This is a genomic window from Niallia sp. FSL R7-0271 (genome assembly GCF_038005785.1).
Classification (GTDB): domain Bacteria; phylum Bacillota; class Bacilli; order Bacillales; family Cytobacillaceae; genus Niallia.
The window spans coordinates 934003-954012 of sequence record NZ_JBBOTZ010000001.1 but is presented as its reverse complement, the minus strand read 5'-3'; the positions used below and the strand labels follow the sequence as shown (position 1 = coordinate 954012).

Below are 20010 nucleotides of genomic sequence, written 5' to 3'. Positions count from 1 at the left end.
TCTACCCCTTCGGATTAAGTTTTTTTGCTACTCCATTCATAATGGAAATAATAATAAAGGTCACCACAATCATGATTGTTGCTACAATGGATGCTAGCTTCCAATCATTTAATGTAATCGCATTTTGATATAAAAACGTCGAAATAACCCTTTGTTTTCCGCCTAGCAATGCTGGCGTCGTATAAGCTGTAAAGCTGCCGACAAACACGAGAATGCTGCCGATTACCAGCCCTGGCACACAAAGCGGCACAACAATCTTCAAGAAGACTCCGAGTTTTGATGCCCCAAGACTCTCTGCTGCCTGCAGTAAATCCATTTCGATATTCTCCATTACTCCAACAAGTGTAACAATTACTAAAGGCAGGAATAAATGCACTAAACCAATAATAATAGCTGTTGGTGTATACAAAATTTCAAGCGGCTGGTCAATAAGCCCGGCTCCTAGTAAAATTTTGTTCAGAACTCCGTTTTTCCCGATAATAATCATCCAGCTAAATGAGCGGACAACAGGGCTTGTCAACAACGGAAAAATAGTTAACAGCAGGAAAACTGCCTTTTTCCGAGCTTGAAGTTTAGAAATATAATAAGAGACCGGAAAGCCAATCAAGATACAGATAAGCGTCGTCAACAAGCTGACACGCAAGGTAGTCAGTAAAATCTTGATGAAATAATCATCCTTAAAAAAATCGATATATCCTTTTACACTAATTGTTCCATTATCATGAAAGGTTGTACCAATCATCGACAAGATTGGGATAACCATAAAGACAGTTAAAAACAGCAATCCTGGTAGAAGCAACAGGTATAGATATCTTTTCTTCATCTCATCACTCCCTGTTTAGTTTTTAGAATTTAAAGTTTCAATAAACATTTCAAAAAAGGCTTCCGTATCCACTTCAAGACATACCTCTAAATTAGGCTCCTTGTTCAAGCGGTTTTGGAAATCACACACAAACTGACCATCGCATAATTCACTCTTTGTTTCCACATCCACATAATGCTTCTCTGTTACCACCAGCTTGCTGTTAATGGCAATTCCGACCGCTAACGGGTCGTGCATGGCACATGCATGCACATTATAGCGGGAGTAGTACTTTTGCTGATAATCGCTTGTGCTTTCATCTATATAGCTCGCAAGCTTTTCATCTTTCAACTGTTGAATATGATCTCTAGTAAGCAATGCCTTTCTAGTTACATCCAAGCCAACCTGTACAATGGACGGAAAGCCAGCCTGAAGGACAATCTTTGCAGCCTCTGGATCAACATAAGCATTGAACTCAGCTGTTGGGGTAATATTGCCGACACCTCTTACTACACCGCCCATGAAAATCACCTTTTTGACATGCTTCGTAATTTGAGGACATTTTTTCACAGCCAATGCCAAGTTGGTAAGAGGACCGGTACAGATTAAGGTAACCTCTCCAGAAAAACTTAAAATTGAATTGATTATGAAGTCTGGTGCAAAGCCATCGCTTATCTCATTGCTTACAGGGATATCCTTTAACGCTCCGCCAAGGCCATCCTCTCCATGAATACGATGTTCAAAAACCGGCTTTCTAAACAAGGGAGACTCTGCTCCCTTAACAACCGGTATTTCTGTACTACCAAGCAAATCAAGTATTTTGCATGTATTAATAGTCGCGGTATTCAAGGAGACGTTTCCGCTCACTGTCGTTATACCTAACAGGTCAAAGTTTTTGCTTTTAACAGCGAGCAAAATGCCAATCGCGTCATCAATCCCTGTATCCACATCAAGTATCAGCTTTTCAGGCATTCCAAGTTCCTCCTACTCTTATTGAATAAGCTCACGGTTCCAGCGGTCTATCCACTTGCTCAAGTTCTCATTAACGAATTTCATATCCATTGTGTGAAGACTGTTAATCAAGTCTTCTCCATATGTTAGTCCCTCAGCTTCCTCTTCTGTCAGCTCGACATCAATATTTACAGGAGAATCCACTTTATTTTTTGCTGATTTCTCTTGAGCTTCTTGACCGAGAATGTAGTTGATGAATTTTTCAGAAAGCTCTTTTTGATCTGTTCCTTTAATAACATTCATTGTGTTCATTACTGCATAACCACCTTCAGCCGGTGTTACAAATTCTGCATTTGGAACTGCTTCTTTCAAGTCAGCAAAATACATTTCCATAATTGGTCCAGCTGCAATTTCGCCTTGTGCAAACATGTTTACATATTCAGAAGTTTGTCCGTATTCCTTCACAACACTTGGCATAATTTCTTTCAAGGATGTGAAAGCTGCATCTTCGTTAAATGTTTCTTGACCGCTCACCTGTGATGCTAAATCAACCATCATCGGACCTGTTGTAGAAGTGATGCTTGGAATGGTAATTTTCCCTTTTAAATCTGCACTCCATAAATCCTTCCAAGAAGTGATTTCAATTGGAGACTCATCAGGGTTATAGGCAATTCCAAACTGAGCAATTGTGTACGCTGGTCCGTATTCTTCCCCTAGCGGAGCTTTCGCTACATCATAGATTTTGTCAACATTAGGAATATTCTCGCGGTCAATCGTCTCAAATAATCCATCTTGAATGCCTTGCTGTGCATAGTAGTCTGATAAGAAAATAACATCTACATCTGAATTGCCTTGCTTGATTTTATTGAGACGATCAGCATTATTGCCTGTATCTAAAACGATTTCTACATTGTTTTCCTCTTCAAAAGGCTTATAAATTTCTTCACGGAAAAAGTCTTCATTAAAGCCCCATGTCGATACAACAAGTTTCTCTTTTCCTTCGTTGCTGCCTGAATCATTAGAACCACAAGCTGCCAATAACAGTAAAGATGATGCTGCAAATGCTTGAACTATTTTTTTCATTTTTTATGCTCCTCCATTTTCATTTCTATTAGGTATTTTTTTATAATAAATGCTGTATAATACTCCCTTTTTTTATCCTGCCCGCCTTAAAGGCGCGAAGCAAAACAAAAAAAGACAATCTTAAATAGAATCATTCTTCTACTTAAGATTGTCTTTTCTTTGATAAACAAAGGGAAAACTATCTTAGTCTTATATTTTGGCGTTTCACTCAGATAAATCCAAGAAAAAATCCTCATTATTTAGTATTTAAGACGATATTTGTAAAAGCAAATTGAGTGAATGAATCGTAATCTCTTAATAAAGCTTCAATATTCCAGCCTGTTTGTTCCTCAAGCTGCTGCCTGAACTTTTTCTTAAACAATAGAGACAGATGGAAATCCACCTCTAGCTTTAAGCTCGGCACTTCCCCTTCCAGTGCAGCTGATCGGGAAGCCCTCGGATGCTTGGCTTGCAAGGTTATTACGTTTTGATCGATGGTTACTTTCAGCAATGTGGTACCAGCACCAAACAATTCCTTTGATACTTTATTATAGATTTGAGAAAGTAATCTTTTCGTTTCATTCGAATCTATGATAATCACCTGCCAAACTGTTTATACCTGTATTATACATACCTTTTTATTTATTTACAACAAAATGTGCGCTTTTTAAATAAAAAATTATAAAAAAACAGTTCTAAAGTAATAAAATACAAGCAAAATACGAACTATATCCAAAAACAACATTCCCTATTAAATAGAAAAAAAACACTCTTTTGCGTTAGTTTACCTCTTTTCATGTAAAAAAACGAGACACTTGTCAGAATATCTGACCAGTTTTCACTTTAACCAAATCTCTTTAATCTTGTTACATATCATATCATTATAAAATTATTTAGAAAATTACTTTTTTAATAAAAAAGCAGAATTCTTGTGAATATCACTCTTAAGGTTATTTATAACAGGAGTTACGCCTCCATTAACATACAACAAATCCCGATTACCTTTTAATCGGGATTTGTTCGTATTTTAAGAGACAGCTGTTAGTCTTCTTGTCTGATTTTCTCTATTTCATCTGCAACAAACTGCACTTGTGTGCCGACAATGACTTGAATGCTAGTTGGGCCGACGATATTAATTCCCGGCACTCCCGTCGCTTTGATTTTATTCTGATTTACTGCATTCATGTCTTTCACTTCAATTCTTAATCTTGTTACACAGTTATCAACAGAAGCGACATTTTCATCTCCGCCTAAACCTTCGTATATTTGTGAAGCCATTGCAGCAAATTTGTTATCACCAGTCTGTGTTGTTACCGCTGCTTCTTCAGCAGTCTCTTCCTCACGTCCTGGTGTCGTCAAGTTAAACTTCGTGATTAAAAAGCGGAACAGCGTATAATAAATAACGGCGAAAACCAACCCTTGAACAATCAGCATATACGGCTGGTTTGCCAAAGGCAGCCGTGAGCTTAAAATAAAATCAATTAAGCCACCGCTGAAGGAGAACCCGGCCGTCCAATGGAAGAAGGACGCGATTGCCAGTGAGAAACCAGTAAGCACGGCATGAACTAAATACAATCCAGGTGCTGCAAACATAAAGGCAAATTCAATTGGCTCTGTTACACCTGTTACGAATGCCGCAATTCCTGCTGCAAGCATAAGGGATGCGACTTGCTTCTTTCTTTTCGTCTTAGCTGTATGATACATTGCCAAAGCAGCTGCTGGCAATCCGAACATCATAACAGGGAAGAAGCCTGCTTGATACATACCGGTCACACCTTTTTCCCCTTTGCCAGCCCAGAAGTTCCCGATATCATTAATACCTGCTAAGTCAAACCAGAATACGGCATTCAGCGCATGATGGAGACCTGTCGGGATAAGCAGTCTGTTGAAGAAACCATATAAACCTGCTCCGATTGCTCCTAGCTTACTGATTTGTGTTCCAAATGATACTAATCCGCTGTAGATAGCCGGCCATAAGAATAATAAGATAACAGCAACTACAAGCATACTGACAGCACTTAGAATTGGAACAAGCCTTTTGCCGCTGAAAAATGCAAATGCGGCTGGAAGCTGTGTTTTGCTGAAGCGATTATACATAATCGATGCGACTATACCAGAAAGCATCCCAATAAAGGCATTTTCAATTTTTGTAAAGGCAATATTCACATCTTCTGGATTAACTCCTTGAAGCATCGCAACGGAATTTGTGGATAACAATGTCTTAATAACTAGAAATGCTACTAAACCGCTTAACGCAGCAGATCCATCCTTATCCTTAGATAATCCTAATGCAACCCCAACTGCAAATAAATATGGAATATTGTCAAGAATGGAAGAACCAGCCTTTATTAGAAAAGCTGCGGTTGGACTGTCTGCTCCCCATCCAGAAGGGTCGATTGCATAACCTATCCCCATTAAAATCGCTGCCGCTGGCAATACAGCTACAGGCAGCATTAAAGCTCGACCAAGTTTTTGCAAATAAGCTTTCATACTATTACCCCTTTAGTTTTTCAAAGTAAAAAAATTATATATAATAGCTTAGATTAATCTTCTTTGTTCGTTTAAGCCCTCCCCTCCTTTACGTCCTGGAAATAAAGCTGAATCGCTTTTTTTAAATGCCCCTCTGATTGTGTTAAGAATTCCGCTGCTTCCTCAGCTGCTGCACCTGTCAGAATCAAAAATGCTGCTGATTTCAAGTTAAGGTCTGCACTCATAAGAGCAGCCCGCGCCTCTTCCTCTGTTGTATCTGTTATGTTAATCAGCATCTGCACAGCTCTGTCCACAAGCTTTTTGTTAATCAGTTTCATGTCTGCCATTTCATTTTGATATACTTTGCCGAGCTTTGTCATCGTTGCTGTTGACAGCATATTCAAAATCATTTTTTGAGCTGTGCCTGCCTTCAGCCTTGTTGATCCCCTAATCACTTCAGGTCCTGTTGGCGCCTCGATCCCGATTTCGCATATAGAGGATAAAACAGTTTGTTCGTTGTTGCTGATTCCAATTGTCATCGCACCGACTTGAGCTGCAAGTTTTGCAGCAGCGAGAACGAAAGGTGTTGACCCGCTGGCTGTTACCCCTATCACCACATCGTCCTTTGCAAGAGAGTGGCTGTTCAGTGCAGCAATAATCCAGTTATCATCATCCTCTGTTTCTTCAAGGGAATTCCACATTGCTTCATATCCGCCAGCAAGGAGAGGCACCCATCTGTTTTGCGCGATTGAAAACGTCGGAACTAGCTCTACTGCATCAACTACCGCCAGTCTGCCACTCGTCCCTGCCCCAACAACAAAGCATCTGCCGCCGCGCTTCCATCTGTCAGCAATCCCATCGACGGCAAGGCTAATTTCTGCCAGTGCTCCACGGACTGCCTGAGCAACTCCTTCATCCTCCTTGTTCATAAATTGAACAATCTCTAGTGTTGACCATTCATCTAAATGAAGACTGTGTGGATTGCGCTGCTCTGTTCCTCTTAATTCGCTCATATTTTCACCTCTTCATATCGATGACAAATTTATAGCGGTCTCCTCTGTAAATGGATTTAACATACTCAAAGGCCGCTCCATTTTCCAAATAGCTGTAACGTTCAATAAGCAGCACAGGATCGCCTTCCTCAATTTTTAATAAATTGCATTCGTTTCCTTGAGCAAGGGATGACTCCAGCGTTTGTGATGCATGGCTGATTGTAAGCTGCAGCTCCTTTTCAATATAATCATAAAGGGAGGCGTGAATGGTTTTTTCGGTCAGGTCAGTGATAATATGGGCCGGTAAATAAGAAACCTCCAGCGCCATTGGACTTTCATCTGCTAGCCTTAGACGGCTCACTTCATATACCGGCATGTTTTCTTCTATTTTCAGCTTTGCAGCAATATTTTTGTCAGAACTGATTTGTTGAAAAGAAAGGATTTTCGTCTGCGGCTTCATCCCCCTTGAACGCATATCCTCTGAAAAGCTCGTCAAGCCGGAAAGAGGCTGCTCTACCTTCTGTGCTGCAACGAAGGTTCCTTTGCCTCTCTTTCTAACTAAAATACCTTCATTGACAAGATTATTGATAGCTTGACGGACAGTCATTCTGCTGATGTCATATTTCTCTGCAAATTCTCTTTCAGAACTAATTGGGTCCCCAGGATTTAAGCCCTTTACAAGCTCCTTTATTTCCGTTTCCAGCTGAAAATAGATTGGAATATGGGAATCCTTAATAATCAACGATATACACTTCCTTCTTTATCCTTCAAAATTGCCAAAGCTTCACTGTCTGCAATTATTGTTACATCTGGATGCTGCTTCAGAATAGATGCAGGAATATCCTCTGTCACCTCTGTTTGGAAAAGATTATACAAGATCGGCGCTTTTTTGCTGCCTGAAGCGAGCAAAATGATTTTTCTGCTTTTCATGATGGTAGAGATCCCCATAGAAATCGCATGTGTCGGTACGTCATCGCGATTTTCGAAGTATCTTGCATTTGCCTCTCTTGTTGACTCATCCAATTCGACAACACTTGTCTTCGAGGTAAATGATGTGCCCGGCTCATTGAAGCCAATATGGCCATTTTCGCCAATACCAAGAATTTGTAAGTCCACTCCTCCTAATTTGTCGATCAGCTCCTCATATTCTGCGGCATCTTGTTCATATGGCGGTGTTTCCGCCTTTGGAAGATGAACATTTTCTCTTTTAATGTCAATATGATCAAACAGATGCTTATCCATATAATAGGAATAGCTTTGTTCACTATTTGCCTCTAAGCCCACATATTCGTCTAAGTTAACAGTTTTGATGTTTTCATAGGATGTTTTGTTTTGCTTAAAGTCTTCTGCAAGACGTTTATATGTCCCAGCAGGTGTTCCGCCAGTTGCCAAACCAAGAATAGCATCAGGCTTTTCCTTCACAAGTCTGATGATGGCATCTGCTGCCTGCGCACTCATTTTTTCATAGTTATCTACTTCGATCCATTTCATTATTCTGCACCTCCGGATTTTGCTGCGATTATTCCTCTGCAAATGGTTAAGATTACTTTATTGTTGTCATCTAGTACGACTAAATCTGCATCCTTGCCTGTTTTAATACTGCCTTTTCTATCTAAAACGCCAATTTGTTTAGCTGGATTATAAGCACCCATTGTGATGACATCCTCTAACGAACAGCCTGTAAAAGCCATCATATTGGTGAGTGCATCATTCATCTTTAATGTGCTTCCAGCAAGAGCCCCATTTTCGAGCAACGCTTTGCCGTCTTTTACAATTACTTTCTGACCGCCTAGTGAGGAAACACCATCCTCAAGCCATTTTGCTCTCATGCTGTCTGTTATCAGAATGATTTTATCCTTCCCCTTTTGTTTATAGGTCAGTTTGACGATTTCTGGATGGATATGAACTCCATCTACAATCATCTCTGCTGTTAACTCATCATGAAGGAGGACAGCTCCAGCTGTGCCTGGGTCTCTATGATGGAAACCTCTCATGCCATTATATAGATGTGTAACATGATTCATTCCTGCTTGTACGGCTTCAACTACTTCCTCATAAACAGCATCTGTGTGTCCCATTGACGCGACAATACCATTCTCTTTTAAGTAAGCTGCAAGCTTTAGCCCATTCTCCTTCTCAGGCGCTAATGTAACCAGTCGAATCTGGTTACCAGCCAGTTGATTCCATCTTTGGAAAAGCTCAATATCTGCCGTTTTAATTGCATCGAGCGGCTGTGCTCCTGCTCTCTTTTCATTAATAAATGGTCCTTCTAAATGAACGCCCAGAATTTCTGCCTGGCCTGGTTTGTTGTCTGTTTCTATAAATGCCGAAATGCACGTAAGCGCAGATTCAATTTCTTCCTGCCCTTGTGTCATCGTTGTCGCTAAAAAGCTTGTTGTTCCCTCATATGGCAGGATTTCGGCGATTGTCTTTAGTCCATCGTGTGAACCATCCATCGCATCGGCATTTTTCGCCCCATGAATATGAATGTCAATCATCCCTGGAATAAGCTTGCTTCCTTTAGGGAATGATATTGTTTGCACGTTCTCTGTCTTCTCAAGCTCCGCTAATTTTCCGTAAGAATGAATCCTTCCTTTCTCCATAAGCAAATAACCATCTGAGAGCACTCCCTCTTCTGTGTAAATGGTTAAGTCTTTAAGAAGCAAAAGCTCACCTTGTTCCTTCATTGTCATAACATGATCCCTTCTAACTGAAAATGATTTATCAACTATATAACTAGATGTCTAGACCAGTTAATTCAATATAAACCAATTCTAGCAAATATTAAAAATAATGCTTGGTTTTTGTTAGATTATCTGACCTATTTTTTTAGCGATCAATCGAAACCGCTTACAAGCAGATTATAAATGACTGCCCTTTATATTGTCAATACTTCTATTTTATTCTCCCCTTTCCCTTGGATTTTATTTCTAAAACTAGCATAATTTCGTGAAAAATGTATAGTTTTATACTAAATATTTCATAATGGTGATAGCACTAGTTTAACTAATAGCTTCAAATAAATACATTAAAGAAAGTTTGGATGATAGATGAATCTACTCTTTTTTCGGCCGAAAACTAAAACTGCCAGCGATTATGAGCTTTTCCAGCATCCCAACCAGACTGCAGCCCCCATTGTAACGGTGGTTACACCTGTATACAACAATGATGCCACTATAAAAAAAACAATCGATTCTGTTTTGAATCAAACATTAGGAGAAAAAATTGAATACATCCTCGTGGATGACGGTTCAACAGATAATACCCGCTCCATTCTGCTTGAGTACAGCAAGAAACATCCAAATATTAAGCTAGCATTCCTAAAGAAGAATACAGGGACACCTGCCTACCCAAGAAACTTAGGTATAAAGCTTGCTAAGGCTCCCTATATTTCATTCCTTGATGCAGATGACTGGTTTGAATTATCCGGGCTTGAAAAGCTTTATAATGTGCTTAAAGAAACAAATGATGATTATATCGTGGGTAAAACTGTGAAAATACGGACAGACGGTACAGCAATCGTGGGAGAGCATGAATCAAGCACAGAGCGAAGGAATGTTCCGCCAGTTTCTATCCCCCATATCTTTCATCACTTAGGACCACGAGCAAGAATGATGAAAACGAGCATTATTAAAGAAAATGGCCTAAAGTTTCCTGCCATGAAATTTGCCGAAGATAAGCAATTTTTTATGGATGTGCTCGCATGCTGTAAATCCATCTCAACAACAAAAGATGTCATTTACTATTTAAACAGACAAAACGAAAATAAAGATTCCTTAACTTCAAGAACGAATGTCCTACATAAGATGAAATGTAATCAAAAGGTGATTCGCTACTTTAAGGGCAAAGAACTTGATCCTGTTATAAAAAAGATGATACTGAACAGATTATATGAATTTGACTGCTTTACCGGCTTTATCAACCGTTACCATACTTTGCGAAGTGAAAAATCTTCAGTAAAGCATAAAGCAAATGACTATTTGAAAAGGAAAGCCTATGTTTGGACAATGAAAAAAACATTAAGGACAGCTAAGAGTTTAGATTATGACATTAGCGATCATTTCTTTAAGCCTATTAACAAAGCATGCTATCAGCTTTTTAAAAACGGTTGCTATAAGGAAATGGAAGAACTCACCCGCTGGCATGCGAATACAAAAATAAAAAACTTTCATTTTAAAGATGATCAAGTCTTTATGGTGTCACCATTAGCAGAGCCCTATAAATATATCGAGCTTCCTGCTCATGCAGAGCTTGCCAACTGCACCCCTAACACGGACCATATTAGCCTTCATTTGAAGGCAACAGGTGTTGATGCAGCGATCCAAGAACTTCTTTTACGGGACAGGCAGTCCGCAGCATCAGAATTCAGCCTTCCTGCATCCGTCGATGAAAATGGTGAAGGAATAATAGCCATACCGCTCGAGTGGCTAAGCGCTCTTCCAAAATCAGTGTACAATCTTTATTTACGCTACAATGACTATCAAAAGGTGCAATTGCATATCCCGGCATCTATAGAAAGCTTAAAGAAACAGCAGAGTAAAAACTGTCATTTCTATTGTACTGTTAATCAAAATCTTGCTTTGAAAATTAAATAAAGAAAAAACAGGATGCATCCATAATAGATGCATCCATTTTTCATTCGTAATTCGGCAGCCAGCTTCCATGTGCTTCAATTAAATCATCACACATGGCAACAATATCATCAATAGACAGTTCAGCTGCAGTATGAGGGTCCAGCAGGGCTGCTTGATAAATATATTCTTTTTTCCGGGTGACAGCAGCTTCAATTGTCAGCAGCTGTGTATTGATATTAGTTCTGTTTAATGCAGCTAGCTGCTCTGGAAGCTCGCCTATATAGCATGGCAATATCCCGTTGCGATCAACAAGGCACGGCACCTCGACACATGCCTTTTCAGGCAGGTTGCTGATTAAGCCGCCTGTGTTTAAAACATTGCCTCCAAATTTGAAAGGGATGTTTGTTTCCATCGCTTCGATAATTCTTGAACCATATTCATGGGAGCGCACATGTGTTAGATTGCTGTTATGTACAAGCTCCTTGCGCATTTTTTCCCAGTTTTCGATTTGCTGAACACAGCGGCGCGGATATTCATCCAACGGAATTTGAAAGCGGTCAATTAATTCAGGATAGCGCTTCTTAATGAAATATGGATGATATTCAGCATTATGCTCTGATGATTCAGTCACATAAAAACCAAATCTCTCCATCAATTCAAACCGGACCATGTCCGAATGCTTTTGCAATTGCTTTTCTCTCGCACGCCTCTTTATTTCTGGATATAAGTCCTGCCCGTCTGCTTTTACTTCCAAAAGCCATGCCATATGATTAATCCCGGCAATCTTCTCCTCTACATTACTGGCTTTTATCCCTAAAGACTTTAAAAGATGGGATGTACAAACTTGAACACTGTGACACAGTCCGACTGTCTTAACATTCGTATAACGGAGCATCGCACCAGTAAGTGCTGCCATTGGGTTTGTATAATTCAAAAACAAGGCATCAGGACAAACTTCTTCCATATCCTTCGCAAACTCAAGCATGACAGGAATAGTCCGTAAACTGCGGAAAATACCGCCAATTCCAACAGTATCTGCAATTGTTTGACGCAGACCGTATTTTTTCGGAATCTCAAAGTCGATAACTGTGCTAGGCTTATACCCGCCAACTTGGATGGCATTTATGACATATTTTGCTCCTCTTAATGCTTCCTTCCGATTGGAATAAGCTTTTATCGTAATAGAGCAATTATAGTTGTTACGCAAATTGTTCAGCATATTTTCCGAATCCTTCAAGCGGCCTTCATCAATATCAAACAGAGCAAACTCAAAACCTTCCAGTGCAGGGACCATCATGCAGTCTCCTAGTACATTTTTTGCAAACACAGTGCTTCCTGCTCCGATGAAAGTAATTTTGGACATATGTTTTTCTCCCCTCTATTCTTCTATAAAACCGCTATGCTTGTTTACGCAGTATGTTCCTGTATGCTGTATTAACATTCCAAGTCAGCCACAGCGCTATCGTGCTTCCTAGGAATAACAAGAAGAAGCCGGCGAATCGGCTGAAAACAGCAAAAATCGTGATAGTGCCGATAACCATAATTGCGCTGTGTGCAATCCGGGTAATGCTCATAAACAGCATACTTTTCAGCACTTCCCTTATAGTTTGTTTCTTTTCCACTAATAGAGGAAATAAGTATGGAAGCATAATGATATAAACAAATGCAATAGTCAGTAGAGTATATCTGAAAACTACAAAAATAGTACTCTCTGCTTGTAAAAAAAACTGGAAATCAACATACAGCAAGATACCAGTAAATAGAACGATTGCCCCTAAAATATTTGCCTGGATGAAATACGCTTTGAACTTTAGCATAAACTCTCGGAACATATGGTCATCTCCCGCTCCCTCGAGCCATTGTTTCGTTAAAGAAAACATGGCTGCAGTTGCAGGAAAAATTCCAAACAGGACAAGTCCTGCGGCTGTAAACAGCAGCCAGAGAAGATTAGCATACAGCAGGCGGTATATCCATGTGCACGCATTCATCAGCTTGTTAATAAGATCACCTCATTAAGGATAGTTCTAACCATCAATGACTTTAGCCTTTAGAGCCCGTTAAGGCGATGCCTTCAATAATTTGTTTTTGGGCAAAAATATAGACAATAATAACTGGAATAATGGAAATGGTCGTTCCAGCCATCATCAAGGACCAGTCTGTAAAATATAAGCCTTTAAAGGTATTCAAGAGCAGCGGAACAGTGAAGTTTTCTGGTGAAGTTAAATAAATCAGCGGCTCTAAAAAACTGTTCCATATTCCCATAAAGGCAAATATTCCGAAGGCAGCAAGTGCTGGTTTGATCAATGGCAGTATGATGCTTCGATAAATCCGAATTGGGTTTGCCCCATCTAATACAGCTGCCTCGATTTGTTCATTCGGTATCCCTCTAATAAACTGCCGCAATAAAAACACCCCGAATGCATTAAACAAGCCAGCTGGAACAATTAAGGATAGATGTGTATCAATCCAGCCAAAGGCATCCATAATTAAGTACAATGGCACCATCGTCACTTGCTTCGGTATCATCATTGTTGCCAAGAACATAATGAACAGCAGATTGGAACCGCGGAAGCGCATTTTTGCGAAAGCAAATGCAGCCATGGAACAAGTCAGCAAGTTTAAAAGCACAACAACTGCTGTTATATAGAAGCTGTTAAAATAAGCTTTTGCAAATGGCATGGCTGTTAAGGAATTGGGATAGTTTTGGAAATTAATAGGATTAGGGAACCATTTCGGCGGCACAAGGAAAATTTGCGACATATCTTTCAGTGAGCTGCTTATTGTCCAAAGGAAAGGTGCAACCATCAAAAAGGCACCAGCAATTAGGACAAGATGGAGCAATATGCGCAGAACAGAGATTTTTTTCTTTGTTGGCAATGGAACCACAGGCTTGGGGGCTGTATTAACAGGTACGTCATTGATCTTCATAATGCACCCACCTTTTCGACATTTTGAATTGGATTAGCGTAAATGCGAGTATGATGACAAACAATACCATTGCTGCTGCCGAGCTGATACCCATTTTGAAATCAACAAAGGCGGCTTCGTAAATATGATACACAAACGTGTAGCTCGATTTAGCAGGTCCTCCGCTTGTCATAACATAAGCCTGATCAAAAACTTGGAAAGAAGAAATAATTGCCATTATAGCAATGAAGAAGGTCGTTGGTGATAGCAGAGGCAAGGTAATATGGCGAAGCTTTTGCCACTTTGTTGCTCCGTCTATTTCTGCCGCCTCATAATAGGATTTAGAAATCCCCTGCAGGCCTGCCAAAAAAATAACCATATTATGTCCTAGTCCCCACCAGATACTTAGAATAGCAATCGATGGCATGACCCAGTTTGTGTCTGTCAGCCACATTGGTCCTTTAATTCCAAAGTTTGCTAGAATTTGATTTAATATGCCGAAGTCTCCATTTAAAATCCACATCCAGATAACCCCGATAGAAACAGAGCTTGTAACAACAGGCATAAAATAAAAAAGTCTGTAGAAATTTTTGCCCTTAATTTTATTGAGAGCAATTGCAACCGCTAATGACAAAGCGATACTGACAGGAATGACTAAAATTGTATAATAAACCGTATTTCCTAAGGCCTTCCAAAAGTCGGCATCTTGAAATTGATCGATATAGTTAGCTAACCCAATAAATTCTTTAGCGCCAAACCCGTCCCATTTCATAAAGCTCAATGTTAATGTGAAGATAACTGGAATCAATGAAAATAGTATTAATCCGATTAATTGCGGAGCTAAAAATGCATATCCCCAAAGATTTTGTCGGCCTCTCATCAGCGTTCACCCACTTTTTTTAAAATAGAAGGGGGAAAGGAATTCCTTCCCCTTCCTCCATTTACTTTTTTATTCCGCTTTATGTTCTTCAATCATTTCTTTCGCTTTTTTCGTCAGTTTATCTACTGTTGTCTGGGCATCATCTTTGCCAAGATACATCAAGTCCATAATGTCATTGACTTCCTTATCCAACCCAGGAATGGTGGATTGAATTGCGTTTGCATAGCCTTTTTCCCTTGCTTCAATAATATAGTTGACATGCTCTGGAACATTGGAGCTAGTAATTGCTTCATCAATACCATTGATAGAAGGAATTGCATTTCCGATACCGTTAAGACGCTGCTCTTGCCCTACCTTAGATGTGTAGTAAGAAACAAATTTCATCGCCGCCTCTTTATTTTTTGAATCTTTATTAGCAGCTAGATATGCAGTCGGAATGGCAACAGGCTCTTGCTTATTTTCTGTATTAGATGGCCATGAAATATAATCCCATTCTAATGATTTATTTTCATGGAAAAGTGGTGTGAACCATCTGCCTGCAGTAACCATGCCAACTTGCCCTGACATAAACATCGCCTCAGAGCCTTGACCTTTCGGCAGAGATCCTGAATAAGTGAAGTTCTTTCCTTTAATCATTTGCTCCAAGAAACTCATTGCGCCAATTCCTTTTTCATTTTGATCGAGAATGAATTCGCCAGTCTCTTTGTTGTAAATTTCCCCGCCGTTAGCCCAAATCCAGCTGAAAAGAGTATTCCATGAGTTATCAACAATTAATCCATATTTGCCGCCGTCACGCAGGGCATCAGTCACTTCCTTCATCGCTTCGAAGTTCCATTTGCCTTCGTCATAATAGTCCTGAGGAGACTTAATTCCAAGCTCTGAAAACAGCTTTTTATTGTAATATATAAGCATCGGATTGCAATCGACTGTGATGCCGTAAATCTCATTGTCTTTTTTAGCCGCTCCCCATAACCCTTCTGCAAATTCATCTGGTTTTGCATAGCTTTCCGAGCTGTTCATAAATTCACCGAGCGGTGCAAGCTTGCCTGTTTCAATAATTTTGGAAATATCACCGTCACCGACATAGAATACATCTGGTGCTTGGCTTCCTTGCAGCTGTGTTTGCAGCTTTTGAATATACCCATCACTTGGGATTGGTACTAACTTCACTTTAATATTTGGATTTTCTTTCATGAATCCATCGACCGCTTTTTGATACACCTTTATTTCAGCTGGATTTCCCCATGCTGAGAAGGTGAGCTGGACTGTATCGTCTGACCCCGAAGTGCCTGATTTGGAACTGCAGGCTTGCAGTATTGGCACAAGCACTAAAATCATGACGATTGTTAACAAAATCAGCTTGCTTTTTTTCATGTTTCTTCCCCTCTTTTCTCTGTTTGATTTCTGACTATCTAAGAGGACCCCACTCCCTTAAATAAACTCAGAGTCTAACACGTTCATCTCTTTAAAACATCAGACAAACTTGCAACCGCTTACAAACTTAAAGAAAAAATTTTGTATTTCTATGATGTCAGACGGGGATCATTCCTAATAGCGCAATATGTAACCGCTACCAATTACAAGTTTTAGTCTAAGTGCCCGCTTCCGCTTTTTCAAGAATATCCCTTACAAAAATTTCCCTATAATTCGAGTTGCGAAGGGATATTTGTCGCCGTGATGTTTGATTTCTTGTCCTGTTTCTTTTATTCTTTTAATGAAAACAGTTCCAAAAATAAAAAAGATGCTTTAAAATAAAAGAGAAGAAAAAATTTTTCTAACAAGTTTATGTTTTCTAGAAATTTTTTTTGTTACCGTTTACTCTTAATTTATATTTAAGGATTTTATGATAAAGGAGATTTCGTAATGTTTAAGGATTCCTTCTATTTAGGTGTTGATATTGGAACGACAAGCACAAAAGCTGTATTATTCGGCGAAGCTGGCAAGGTAATCAGCATGCATCATGTTGAATACCCGCTTTACAGCCCTGCACCTGCCATTGCCGAGCAAGACCCTGATGAAATACTTTCTGCTGCGAAAGAAGCAATCAAGACTACATTGAAAAAAGGTAATGTCGAGCTGGAGAAATTAAAGCTTGTTTCCTTCAGTGCTGCGATGCACAGTATAATTGCTCTCGATGATAAAAACAAACCGCTGACTAAATGCATCACGTGGGCAGACAGCCGTTCAGCTGAATGGGCAGATAAAATTAAGAATGAGTTAAATGGGATGGAAATATACAAGCGCACAGGCACTCCAATCCATCCGATGTCTCCTCTTGCAAAAATCGCTTGGCTTAGAGCTGATCATACGGAGATCTTCACAAAAACTGCTAAATTTATTGGTATAAAGGAATATATCTTTCATCATTTCTTTGGAGAATTCATTGTCGATTATTCCATTGCTTCTGCTACAGGTTTGTTTAACCTAGAACAGCTTGACTGGGATAAAGAAGCACTTGAAATTGCTGGAATAACTCCAGACCATTTGCCTTTACCTGTTCCGACAACACACGCTGTCACAGGTCTCAAGGAAGAGCTTGCTTTAGAGCTCGGTCTCTCTCAAGAAGTTCCTTTTATCGTTGGAGCCAATGACGGAGTTCTATCCAATCTAGGTGTAAATGCTATTGATCCTGGCGTGGTAGCTGTCACAATCGGCACGAGCGGTGCAATCCGAACTGTAACAGATAAACCTGTGACAGATCCAAAAGGGCGGACTTTCTGCTACTGCCTCACAGAAAACCATTGGGTAGTCGGCGGTCCTGTCAATAACGGCGGAATGACGTTCAGATGGGTTCGTGATGAACTGGCTTCATCAGAAGTGGAGACTGCAAAGCGTCTAGGCATTGATCCGTATGAAGTGTTAACGAAGATTGCTTCCCGCGTTCTTCCTGGAGCAGACGGACTTCTGTTTCATCCATATTTAGCAGGAGAACGAGCTCCGCTTTGGAATTCGAACGCAAGAGGCTCCTTCTTTGGACTTGGTCTTCACCATAAGAAAGAACATATGGTTAGAGCTGTGCTTGAAGGCGTTATATTAAATCTGTATACAGTAATGCTTGCTTTGCAGGAGGTAATCGGTGAGCCGAAGCAAATCCAGGCTACTGGCGGTTTTGCCCGGTCTGAGCTTTGGAGGCAAATGATGGCTGACATCTTTAATCAGGAAGTGACAGTCCCTGAAAGCTTTGAAAGCTCTTGCCTTGGTGCAGTCGTTCTCGGCATGTATGGACTTGGAGAAATTGAAGATTTCAGCATTATGAAAGAGCTTGTCGGCAGCACACATGCTCATAAGCCTATCAAAGAGAATGTTGTCATCTATGAAGATTTAACACCAATCTTTATCCGTATCTCCAGATTGCTTAATAATGAGTATGAGTATATCGCTGACTTCCAGCGCAAGTGGGTTAAATAAAAAGAGGCTGCAGCAATTAGCTGCAGCTTTTTTTACTTCTTCTCTACACTATGGCCTCCGAATTCATTTCTTAATGAAGCTACGACTTTTCCTGTGAATGTATCCTCCTCTAACGAACGGTAGCGCATCATAAGCGACATCGCAGTCACAGGCATCGCCACTTGCAGATCAAGTGCTGTTTCCAGTGTCCACTTTCCTTCTCCTGATGAATGCATTACTCCTTTAATGCTTTCAAGTTTTGGATCTTTCGAGAAGGCATTTTGTGTTAATTCCATCAGCCATGAGCGGATGACAGAGCCATTATTCCAAACTTTCGCAACCTGCTCATGGTCAAAGTTGAATTCACTTTTCTCAAGCAATTCAAACCCCTCTGCAATTGACTGCATCATTCCATACTCAATACCGTTATGAACCATTTTTAAGAAATGGCCGCTGCCAATTTCTCCTGTATATAAATAACCATTCTCCACACAAATATCTCTAAAAAGGCCTTCCACACTTGTGAAGACGTCTTTGTCTCCTCCAATCATCATGCACGCACCGTTTCTAGCTCCACTTGTTCCCCCGCTAGTGCCTACATCAAGATAATGAATGCCTTTTGTCTTCAGCTCAGCTGCTCTCCTTTTTGTGTCCTGATAATGGGAATTGCCACCTTCTATGATAATATCCCCTTCTTCTAATTGCTCGCTAAGCTCTAAGATAACATCCTCGGTAATTTTTCCTGATGGTACCATTACCCAAATCACCCGCGGACTTGGCAAACTAGCAGCTAAATCTGCTATTGTCTTTACACCAAGGGCACCAGCTGCTGAAATTTTTTCTACAGCGCTTACATTTACGTCAAAAGCTGTTACACTATAATTATGATCCAATAAATTCTCTGCTAAATTGAATCCCATTTTTCCTAGACCTATTAATCCAATATTCATTTTTATAACGCTCCCTCATGAAAAAAATTTTCTCTCTCATCTTTATTATACGAAATTTTTTTCATTAATGAAAGCGTATTAAAAAATATTTTTTCTAATTTTGAATATGCTATACTATACTTATAATATGTCGAAAGGAATCAAATGATATGGCACAAAACTGCTTAGGAAAAATCCGCTCCTATTATGCAAGACTAAGTGAAAAAGAAAAAAAGATTGCAGATTATATATTAGAAAACCCTGAAAAAATTATTCACAGTACAATCAATGAGCTTGCAGAGGATTTAAACGTTGCAGATGCAACTGTATTTCGATTTTGCAAACGAATAGGCTTTAAAGGCTATCAAGCGATGAAAATCGCGCTCGCATCTGAAATCATTGAGCCTATCCAGCATATCCATGAAGAGATAAATGAACAGGATAATGTGAAAACAGTGACAGAAAAGGTGTTTATGTCGAATATTCGCACATTGGAAAATACTTTGCAGCTGGTAAACGGTTCGTCCATACAAAAAGCGGCAGATTTTTTGCTTGCAGCACAGCGTGTAGAGTTTTATGGAACTGGAGGATCAGCAGTCATTGCAATGGATGCATTTCATAAATTTGTGCGCACAGGAATAAAAGCGTTTACATTCATTGATTCACATTTTCAGCTGATGTCTGCCTCCCAGCTTTCTGATCGTGATGTAGCTGTCGTCATCTCCCATTCCGGTACGAACAAAGATACAATCAATATCTTAAAAACAGCAAAAACCAATGGCGCCAAAACGATTAGCATTACAGGATATCCAAAATCACCAATCGCTCAACATGCAGATGTGGCACTGTTTACAAGCTCAGAGGAAACAGAATTCAGGTCTGAGGCCCTTTCCTCCCGGATTGCTCAATTAAGCCTGATTGATGCTCTGTATGTTAATATGATGATTTTAAATAAAGATACAGCCAATAAGTCACTAAAGAAAATCAGAAATGCTATCTCTGATACGAGAATGTAACATAAAAAGGGTGCCAACCTTGATAGCTTCAAGGTTGGCAC

The 20010-nt window shown here is 39.8% G+C and carries 18 protein-coding genes; 3 read left to right on the top strand and 15 right to left on the bottom strand.

Annotation, left to right across the window (positions count from 1 at the left end; all coding sequences use genetic code 11):
- Position 1: 1 nt before the first annotated feature.
- The 9 genes from MKX82_RS05005 to nagA all read right to left on the bottom strand — a co-directional run bounded on the left by MKX82_RS05005 (position 2) and on the right by nagA (position 8963).
- Positions 2–823 carry an ABC transporter permease gene (locus tag MKX82_RS05005; RefSeq protein WP_233316783.1) on the bottom strand — a complete coding sequence of 274 codons (822 nt, stop codon included), beginning with the start codon at positions 821–823 and terminating at the stop codon, positions 2–4.
- Between the two features lie 15 nt (positions 824–838).
- Positions 839–1774: a nucleoside hydrolase gene (locus tag MKX82_RS05000; protein WP_233316782.1), complete on the bottom strand. Its 936-nt coding sequence runs from the start codon at positions 1772–1774 to the stop codon at positions 839–841.
- A gap of 18 nt (positions 1775–1792) precedes the next feature.
- Positions 1793–2836 (bottom strand): ABC transporter substrate-binding protein, encoded by a 1044-nt coding sequence (locus tag MKX82_RS04995; RefSeq protein ID WP_251645354.1) that lies wholly within the window; start codon positions 2834–2836, stop codon positions 1793–1795.
- A gap of 235 nt (positions 2837–3071) precedes the next feature.
- Positions 3072–3416, bottom strand: coding sequence for a DUF2294 domain-containing protein (locus MKX82_RS04990; protein WP_233316780.1), 345 nt, complete (start codon positions 3414–3416; stop codon positions 3072–3074).
- A 440-nt stretch (positions 3417–3856) separates the two neighbouring features.
- A complete protein-coding gene (gene nagE, locus MKX82_RS04985) occupies positions 3857–5305 on the bottom strand; it encodes an N-acetylglucosamine-specific PTS transporter subunit IIBC (RefSeq protein ID WP_341075382.1) in 1449 nt (482 codons plus the stop codon).
- A 71-nt stretch (positions 5306–5376) separates the two neighbouring features.
- Entirely contained in the window at positions 5377–6297 is a 921-nt protein-coding gene (gene murQ, locus MKX82_RS04980) for an N-acetylmuramic acid 6-phosphate etherase (RefSeq protein ID WP_233316778.1), read from the bottom strand.
- A 4-nt stretch (positions 6298–6301) separates the two neighbouring features.
- Positions 6302–7018 (bottom strand): GntR family transcriptional regulator, encoded by a 717-nt coding sequence (locus MKX82_RS04975; RefSeq protein ID WP_233316777.1) that lies wholly within the window; start codon positions 7016–7018, stop codon positions 6302–6304.
- Complete coding sequence (nagB, locus tag MKX82_RS04970) at positions 7015–7767, bottom strand: glucosamine-6-phosphate deaminase (protein ID WP_233316776.1); 753 nt, start codon at positions 7765–7767, stop codon at positions 7015–7017. The genes MKX82_RS04975 and nagB overlap by 4 nt, the downstream gene beginning before the upstream one ends.
- The gene (gene nagA / locus MKX82_RS04965) at positions 7767–8963 is read right to left on the bottom strand and encodes an N-acetylglucosamine-6-phosphate deacetylase (RefSeq protein ID WP_251645391.1); all 1197 of its coding nucleotides are present in this window, start codon (positions 8961–8963) and stop codon (positions 7767–7769) included. The genes nagB and nagA overlap by 1 nt, the downstream gene beginning before the upstream one ends.
- A gap of 363 nt (positions 8964–9326) precedes the next feature.
- Between nagA and MKX82_RS04960 the strand changes: the two genes are divergently transcribed.
- On the top strand, positions 9327–10871 hold the full coding sequence (locus MKX82_RS04960) for a glycosyltransferase family 2 protein (protein WP_341075377.1): 1545 nt from the start codon (positions 9327–9329) through the stop codon (positions 10869–10871).
- 40 nt (positions 10872–10911) lie between these two features.
- Here MKX82_RS04960 and MKX82_RS04955 read toward each other — a convergent pair whose 3' ends face one another.
- From MKX82_RS04955 to MKX82_RS04935, 5 genes are all read right to left on the bottom strand, one after another.
- The gene (locus tag MKX82_RS04955) at positions 10912–12213 is read right to left on the bottom strand and encodes an alpha-glucosidase/alpha-galactosidase (protein WP_233316774.1); all 1302 of its coding nucleotides are present in this window, start codon (positions 12211–12213) and stop codon (positions 10912–10914) included.
- A 34-nt stretch (positions 12214–12247) separates the two neighbouring features.
- Complete coding sequence (locus tag MKX82_RS04950) at positions 12248–12838, bottom strand: YesL family protein (RefSeq protein ID WP_251645350.1); 591 nt, start codon at positions 12836–12838, stop codon at positions 12248–12250.
- Positions 12839–12890: 52 nt separating this feature from the next.
- Entirely contained in the window at positions 12891–13778 is an 888-nt protein-coding gene (locus tag MKX82_RS04945; protein WP_233316772.1) for a carbohydrate ABC transporter permease, read from the bottom strand.
- Entirely contained in the window at positions 13765–14637 is an 873-nt protein-coding gene (locus tag MKX82_RS04940) for a carbohydrate ABC transporter permease (protein ID WP_396953793.1), read from the bottom strand. Before MKX82_RS04940 ends, MKX82_RS04945 begins: the two co-directional genes overlap by 14 nt.
- A 69-nt stretch (positions 14638–14706) precedes the next feature.
- Entirely contained in the window at positions 14707–16011 is a 1305-nt protein-coding gene (locus MKX82_RS04935) for an ABC transporter substrate-binding protein (protein ID WP_237940984.1), read from the bottom strand.
- Between the two features lie 489 nt (positions 16012–16500).
- Between MKX82_RS04935 and gntK the strand changes: the two genes are divergently transcribed.
- Positions 16501–18045: a gluconokinase gene (gene gntK / locus MKX82_RS04930; protein ID WP_341075369.1), complete on the top strand. Its 1545-nt coding sequence runs from the start codon at positions 16501–16503 to the stop codon at positions 18043–18045.
- 32 nt (positions 18046–18077) lie between these two features.
- Here the strand turns inward: gntK and gnd are convergent, their stop codons facing one another.
- Positions 18078–18974, bottom strand: coding sequence for a phosphogluconate dehydrogenase (NAD(+)-dependent, decarboxylating) (gnd, locus tag MKX82_RS04925; RefSeq protein ID WP_233316769.1), 897 nt, complete (start codon positions 18972–18974; stop codon positions 18078–18080).
- Between the two features lie 149 nt (positions 18975–19123).
- Between gnd and MKX82_RS04920 the strand changes: the two genes are divergently transcribed.
- Positions 19124–19969, top strand: a complete 846-nt coding sequence (locus MKX82_RS04920) for a MurR/RpiR family transcriptional regulator (protein WP_233316768.1) — start codon at positions 19124–19126, stop codon at positions 19967–19969.
- Positions 19970–20010 lie beyond the last annotated feature (41 nt).